This window comes from Leucobacter soli, assembly GCF_042659205.1.
In the GTDB taxonomy this organism is placed as follows: domain Bacteria; phylum Actinomycetota; class Actinomycetes; order Actinomycetales; family Microbacteriaceae; genus Leucobacter; species Leucobacter soli.
Genome location: NZ_JBHSRW010000362.1, coordinates 1 through 1,479, shown reverse-complemented (window position 1 = coordinate 1,479; position 1,479 = coordinate 1). Strand labels below are relative to the sequence as shown.

The 1,479-nt window shown below is 70.5% G+C and carries 2 protein-coding genes and 1 pseudogene; all 3 read right to left on the bottom strand.

Features of this window, described 5'->3' with window-relative positions:
* Window positions 1–189: hypothetical protein (locus ACFPZL_RS13150; protein ID WP_382335814.1), on the bottom strand; the 189-nt coding region annotated here is incomplete at its 3' end.
* 97 nt (window positions 190–286) lie between these two features.
* Window positions 287–604, bottom strand: a complete 318-nt coding sequence (locus ACFPZL_RS13145) for a WhiB family transcriptional regulator (protein WP_218116375.1) — start codon at window positions 602–604, stop codon at window positions 287–289.
* A 169-nt stretch (window positions 605–773) separates the two neighbouring features.
* Window positions 774–1,479 (bottom strand): annotated as a pseudogene (locus tag ACFPZL_RS13140) (mannose-6-phosphate isomerase, class I); the annotation flags it as partial.

The following is a 1,479-nucleotide window of genomic DNA, read 5'->3' as shown; positions in this document are numbered from 1 at the left end:
ACCGGGTGCGGTCACGATCCGCTCGGCGCCGCCGTCGGCGAGCTGGCGCGCCAAGCGGTCTCCCCCACCGGCGGCGACGGCGACGAGCCGATCGGGGCGGCGGGTCTGACCTCGCAGGGCCGCGAGTGTCTGATCGAGCCAGTCCCCGCCCTGGCGGGCGACGAGCACGGTGGTGACGATGGTCTGCATAACGCACCCAGCCTAGGAGCGGGCGCGGGGATCCTTGCTGCGACTTGCCGGGCTCGGACGCTTCACAGCATCGATCGGAACGCGCAAGAAGGTCGCGTCAGATGGCTTCGCGGCGCAGCTTGCGGCGTTCGCGCTCGGAGAGGCCGCCCCAGATGCCGAAGCGCTCGTCGTTCTCGAGCGCGTAGTCGAGGCATTCGCTGCGCACCTCGCAGCCGTCGCAGATGCGCTTCGCCTCGCGAGTGCTGCCGCCCTTCTCGGGGAAGAACGCCTCGGGGTCGGTCTGGGCGCAGAGCGCGTCGGCCTGCCAGGCGAGGGGGTTGTCCTCCTCATCGCGGCGGACGCCGGGAACCCCGAGGAAGACGGGGTCGACGAACCAGTTGCTCGGAACCTGCGGGTTGGGGAGCTGCTGCGACATTCGGGCGAGCCCTCCTCTCAGATTGCCGATCGGTCAACGGTTTCTCCGACGACTGCGGCGCTGAAGCGCCTGCAGACAATTACACCGGTGTGATTCGATCAAGTCAAGCCGGAGATTCTAAAGGCTCAATGAGAGCTTGAGGGTTTGCGACACGCCCCGGGTATGCGGATCAGGCGGATCGATCCGCCGCGGGCGCGTTCTCCCCGACCGTCGCGATGAAGGCCTCGCCGCAACCGCTCAGCTCGATCGGCGCACCCGCCGAGACGTAGAGCGACTGCCCGCGGCCGACGCTCGCGACCTCGTCGAACTCGGCCGCCGGGCGTTCGACCCGGACGCGGCCCGAGGTCACGATCAGCACCAGCGGGTAGCGCGCACCGATCTCCACGGACTCCGCACGACCGGAATCCTCCGCCTCGCCCGCCCCGGACTCGTCATCGCTCGGGCGAAGCCGCGTGCGCATCAGCCGGAAGTCCGGAACGCCGGGCGCCCACTCCACCAGACCCGGAGCGATCTCGCTGCCCGCGAATCTCGGCTCGGCGAGCTCGGAGAAGTCGACGACGCGCACGAGCTCCTCGGGGTCGACGTGCTTTTCCGTGAACCCCGCGCGCAGCACGTTGTCGGAGGCGGCCATCACCTCGACGGCGATGCCGCTCAGGTACGCGTGCAGCTGCTGGGCGCCCAGGTACACGGCCTGCCCGGGCTCCAGTCGCAGCAGGTGCAGCAGCAGCGAGACCAGCACGCCGGGATCCTCCGGGTACGAGACCGTCAGCTGCCGCAGCACCGCGAGCCGGTGCCGGTCGATCCGGCCCTCGGCGCTCACCGCGGGGGCCTGCACCGCGGCGCCGATCGCGCGCACGGCGGCTACCGGTTCGGGA